The following is a 5586-nucleotide window of genomic DNA, read 5'->3' as shown; positions in this document are numbered from 1 at the left end:
AAAGAATTCTGTCCCGCTCCCATTTGACGAAGCGCCTATAATTAAAACGCTATCGTTTGTTTTGATACAAAAACAAGCGATAGCGTTTATTTTGTTATTCTCTAAATTATTAATTTATGAACCATAGTCATACTTTTATTTTTGAGCACTGATTGCTTTATATTGATCAGCATAGTTAGTGAACACACCATCAACACCATATTGGTTTAAACGCTGCATATCAGCCGTTTCATTGACAGTAAATGGGTGTACAAGAAAGCCGAGGTCTTTTAAATGCGCTGTATTTCGTTCGTTTAAATCACTATATTCAGGACCTACACCAATTGCATAAGAACGAATGCGTTGTAAATCGGCATCGCTTTGTTGTGCTAATTCGCCTTTGTCTAATAAACGAATTAATGGCACATTCGCATTTAGTTGATGCATTTTTAATAAACTCGCTTCTGAAAATGATTGTATCAATACGTGACCATGCTGAAGCGCGTTAGAAGTAAGCATATTGTGTTTGTCCAGTGTGTCTAAAAGTTGTTGTTCCATGCCAGGATAAACATCAGGCTGCTTTGTTTCGATATAATAATTGGCATCTGTACCATAACGTGTCAAAATTTCATCTAATGTTGGAACTGTAGCACCTTTATATCGATCATTAGCAAATTGAGGATGTTGTTCATTGAAAGATGAACCAGCGTCAAGCTTCTTTAATTCCGATAAAGTGTAATCCTCGACACGTCCTGAGCCATTCGTTGTACGGTCAACTGTTTCGTCATGCATGGCGACTAAATGACCATCTTTGGTACGTTGTAGATCAATTTCAATATATGAAGCACCTAACTCATTGTGACTTTTGTCATAGGCTGCAAATGTATGCTCTGGTGCATAGCCGCTTGCGCCACGATGAGCAATAGTAGTGTAGCGTTCTCCTGTTAAATTGGTTGTCCATTGTGATTGATTATCTTGAGGTGTAGAAGTACTAGATTGGTTCGGCGTTATAGTATTTGAGATCGCACTACCACTTGCTTCAACAGGCGTATGTATAATCACTAACCCTAAAGTAACTATAGTTAGACTTGAAATGATACCTTTTTTCTTTGCTTTCAACAAACTCATCCTTTCACAGTTAAAGTTACAGTTAAAATCTAGCAAAGCATATTTATGAAAGGAAGTGAATTTTCAAAAGCTTAAAATAATTATTAAATAGTTAAAATTCACTCAATAATGTTAACAAAAAAGGCTAGAGTGGGGCAGAATAATGAATGAACTCTGCCCCATTCCAAGCCTTTATAAGGTATCGTTATTTAATACTTTCTTAGCAACGTTAAGTTGATGGCGTACTGCATCTTGACCTGTAGAACCATAACTTTTTCTACGGCTAAGACAATTTTCGGGTTTAAGATAATCATAAACATCTTGATCAATGTTTGCATTTAATTCTTGGTAACGCGCAAGTGGTACATCTAATAAATAAATACCTTGTTGAATGCATTCATAGACGATTTTTCCAACAATTTCGTGCGCTGTTCTAAAAGGCACATCTTTAGCTACTAAATAATCGGCTAATTCTGTTGCATTTGAAAAGTCTTGATGTACGGTTTCGTTGAGACGGTCTGTATTGACAGTCATTGTATCTAACATACCTTCAAAAATGCGCAATGATCCTTTTACTGTGCGCACTGAATCAAATAAACCTTCTTTATCTTCTTGTAAGTCTTTATTATAGGCAAGTGGTAGACCTTTTAGTGTGACAAGCATACTCATTAAATGGCCTGTCGTACGTCCGACTTTACCACGAATAAGTTCTGCCATATCAGGATTCTTCTTCTGAGGCATAATAGATGAACCAGTAGAGAATGCATCAGATAGTGTGATGAATTTCGCTTCATCTGTTGACCAAAATATAATTTCTTCAGCGAAACGTGATAAATGAATCATTGTTAATGAAATATTATGCAGTGTTTCAATAATATAATCACGATCACTTACTGCATCTAAACTATTCTCATAAACTGAGCCGAATCCTAATAACTGTTGCGTTTCATGTCTATCAATAGGGTGTGTGGTACCACTTAATGCTGCTGCACCTAATGGTGAAATATCAATACGTTTCATACTATCGACAAAGCGTGAATAATCTCTGTCAAGCATCCAGAAATACGTCATAACATGGTGTGCAAATGAAATGGGTTGTGCACGTTGCAAATGCGTATAACCTGGCATAATAGTGTCGACATGTGATTGTGCTAGGTTAAGAATGGATGTTTGGAATGAACGTATAAGTGTTTGGATTTCTTGGACTTCTTTTTTAACATATAAATGCAAATCAGTGGCAACTTGGTCGTTTCTACTACGACCTGTATGCAATTTACCTCCGGCGTCACCAACGCGTTGAATGAGTTCATGTTCGATGTTTAAATGAATATCTTCGAGTGACTTCTTAAAATCAAGCTTACCATTATAGAAATCTTGTTGGATCTCTTTTAATCCATTAATGATAGCTTCTTTGTCATCTTGCGAAATGATATGTTGATTAGCTAACATGGTCGCATGTGCAATACTACCTTGAACATCTTCATCTAACAATGTTTGGTCGAAATCAATCGATGCATTAAATTCATCGACCCAATCTTCTGGTTGTTGTTGAAAACGGCCACCCCATGCTTTACTACTCATTACTATAACCTCCATGAAGATAAGCATTGACTTGAGTAGGTAAACCATAAATATCGATGAAACCTACAGCTGCTGATTGATTAAATGCATCTTCTTTAGTATATGTTGCTAATTTTTCATCATATAAAGTATATGGAGACTTTCTTCCATTAACAATTGCATTACCTTTAAATAGTTTAATTCTGACATCACCTTCAACATATTGTTGTGTACTATCGATAAATAATTTTAAGCTATCTGTTAATGGTGAGAACCACAAGCCATTATATGTTTGTTCAGCAAATTGTTTCTCTATTACTGGTTTAAAATGAGCTACATCTTTAGTTAAGGTTAATGTCTCAAGTGCTTTATGTGCTTTTAAGATAACTTCAGCACCAGGTGTTTCATATATTTCACGAGATTTAATACCAACTAGACGATTTTCAACATGGTCGATACGTCCAATACCATGTTTCCCAGCTAATTCATTTAAAGTTAAAATTAATTGATCTAGGTCATAATCTTTATGATTTAATTGAACAGGAATACCATTTTTAAATGAAAGAATGATTTCATCTGGTGTATCCGGTGTATCTTCTAATTCTGCTGTTAAGTCATAAGCGTCTTTAGGTGGTGCAGCATATGGATCTTCTAAAATACCACATTCATTTGCTCTGCCCCATAAGTTTTGGTCGATAGAATACGGAGAATCATGATTGATGCCAACAGGGATGTTATGTTTGATAGCATAATCAATTTCTTCTTCACGACTCCAGCCCCATTCTCTAACTGGCGCAAATGTCTTAAGATTAGGGTTTAACGCTTTAATAGCAACTTCGAAACGAACTTGGTCGTTACCTTTACCAGTACAGCCATGCGCAATACCTATTGAATTCGTTTTCTCTGCAATCTCAACTAATTTCTTCGCAATAAGTGGACGTGATAACGCCGATACGAGTGGATAACTATTTTCATACATTAAATTACCTTTGATAGCGTAACTTACGAAATCATCACTAAATTCTTTCGTTGCATCAATAATGTGACACTCAACTGCCCCCATATCTAATGCTTTAGAATAAACGACATCTAAATCTTTACCTTCACCAACATCTAAACATACAGCTACAACATCATAGCCTTTATCTATAAGCCATTTAACGGCAACACTTGTATCTAATCCACCTGAATATGCTAATACGATTTTCTCTTTCATTAAAATTCACCTCATAATTTTTCTGAAAATTGATATAAATTAATACTAACAGATATCAAATGAAAATAAAACCATTTTTTTACATAAATATACAAAATTTTAAAATCTGTATATAATAATGAATTGCATTGAATTAAAGGATATAATGCAACATGACCCATTTTCAGCATTATTATTTTATTTATAAAATATTCATTTTTGAATTATTAGAAAATGTCTTAAAATTGTTGAATTAATTTGAAAATATGTGAATAGTCAGTCATGTCAATTGAATAGATAGCATAAAGTTAGTAAAATTAAATCAACAAGGACATACAGGAGGCTTTTATAAAATGACTCATATTCAATTAGATTATGGCAAAGCATTAGAATTCTTTGGTCAACATGAAATTGATCAACAACAAGATATCGTTAAAACTATCCATAAAACGATTCATGAAGGTACTGGTGCAGGTAGTGATTTCTTAGGTTGGGTCAATCTACCAGAAGATTACGATAAGCAAGAATTTTCAAGAATTGTTGAAGCGTCAAAACGCATTAAATCAAATTCAGATGTACTTGTAGTTATCGGCATTGGAGGTTCATACTTAGGTGCACGTGCTGCTATCGAAATGTTAACTTCTTCATTCCGAAATTCAAATGAATATCCGGAAATTGTATTTGTTGGTAATCATTTATCATCAACATACACTAAAGAATTAGTAGATTACTTATCAGATAAAGATTTCTCTGTGAATGTAATTTCAAAATCTGGAACAACTACAGAACCTGCAGTAGCATTCAGACTGTTTAAACAATTAGTTGAAGAAAAATATGGTAAAGATGAAGCTAAAAAACGTATTTTTGCTACTACAGATAAAGCTAAAGGTGCATTAAAACAATTGGCTGATAATGAAGGTTATGAAACATTTGTTGTACCAGATGATGTAGGTGGCCGTTATTCAGTATTAACAGCTGTAGGTTTATTACCAATTGCAACAGCTGGCATTAATATTGAATCAATTATGATTGGTGCTAACAAAGCGCGTAAAGAATTATCATCAGACAACTTAAATGAAAATATTGCGTACCAATATGCGACAATCCGTAACATTTTATATAGTAAAGGATATACAACTGAAATGTTGATTAACTATGAGCCATCAATGCAATATTTCAATGAATGGTGGAAACAATTGTACGGTGAGTCTGAAGGTAAAGACTTTAAAGGTATTTATCCATCAAGCGCAAACTATACAACGGACTTACATTCATTAGGTCAATATGTTCAAGAAGGACGTCGTTTCTTATTTGAAACAGTTGTAAAAGTAAACAACCCTAAACACGATCTTACAATTGAAGAAGATAGTGATGATTTAGACGGATTGAATTACTTAGCAGGTAAAACAATTGATGAAGTCAATACGAAAGCATTTGAGGGTACATTATTAGCACATACTGATGGAGGCGTACCTAACGTAGTTGTGAATATACCACGTTTAGATGAAGAAACATTTGGTTATGTCGTTTACTTCTTTGAATTAGCTTGCGCAATGAGCGGATATCAATTAGGTGTTAATCCATTCAACCAACCTGGTGTTGAAGCATATAAACAAAACATGTTCGCGTTATTAGGTAAACCTGGATATGAAGATAAGAAGAAAGCGTTAGAAGAACGTCTATAATACGCTAATCTTCTCATTGATTAAATTAAATATATATTAAGAAGAGTCCGGGACAAAAAT

General features: G+C 34.2%; 4 protein-coding genes. 1 reads left to right on the top strand and 3 read right to left on the bottom strand.

Annotation, left to right across the window (positions count from 1 at the left end; translation table 11 throughout):
• Nucleotides 1-135: 135 nt before the first annotated feature.
• The 3 genes from KA878_RS11680 to KA878_RS11670 all read right to left on the bottom strand — a co-directional run bounded on the left by KA878_RS11680 (nt 136) and on the right by KA878_RS11670 (nt 3862).
• Nucleotides 136-1098 (bottom strand): glycerophosphodiester phosphodiesterase, encoded by a 963-nt coding sequence (locus KA878_RS11680; protein WP_193839574.1) that lies wholly within the window; start codon nt 1096-1098, stop codon nt 136-138.
• A 180-nt stretch (nt 1099-1278) separates the two neighbouring features.
• Nucleotides 1279-2667: an argininosuccinate lyase gene (gene argH, locus KA878_RS11675; protein WP_075108692.1), complete on the bottom strand. Its 1389-nt coding sequence runs from the start codon at nt 2665-2667 to the stop codon at nt 1279-1281.
• Entirely contained in the window at nt 2660-3862 is a 1203-nt protein-coding gene (locus KA878_RS11670; RefSeq protein ID WP_075108693.1) for an argininosuccinate synthase, read from the bottom strand. Before KA878_RS11670 ends, argH begins: the two co-directional genes overlap by 8 nt.
• A gap of 332 nt (nt 3863-4194) precedes the next feature.
• On the opposite strand from KA878_RS11670, the gene KA878_RS11665 reads away from it, so the two are divergent.
• A complete protein-coding gene (locus KA878_RS11665; RefSeq protein ID WP_053029766.1) occupies nt 4195-5526 on the top strand; it encodes a glucose-6-phosphate isomerase in 1332 nt (443 codons plus the stop codon).
• The last annotated feature ends 60 nt before the right edge of the window (nt 5527-5586 follow it).

It is taken from the genome of Staphylococcus sp. GDY8P57P (assembly GCF_017892585.1).
Classification (GTDB): Bacteria; Bacillota; Bacilli; order Staphylococcales; family Staphylococcaceae; genus Staphylococcus; species Staphylococcus borealis.
The sequence above is the reverse complement of the archived record's forward strand: the minus strand, read 5'-3'. Positions and strand labels throughout refer to the sequence as shown.

What these genes read in the sequence shown, in the direction of transcription:
- KA878_RS11670 (WP_075108693.1), bottom strand. Translation starts at nt 3,862, where the DNA reads ATGAAAGAGAAAATCGTATTAGCATATTCAGGTGGATTAGATACAAGT.
- argH (WP_075108692.1), bottom strand. Translation starts at nt 2,667, where the DNA reads ATGAGTAGTAAAGCATGGGGTGGCCGTTTTCAACAACAACCAGAAGAT.
- KA878_RS11665 (WP_053029766.1), top strand. Translation starts at nt 4,195, where the DNA reads ATGACTCATATTCAATTAGATTATGGCAAAGCATTAGAATTCTTTGGT.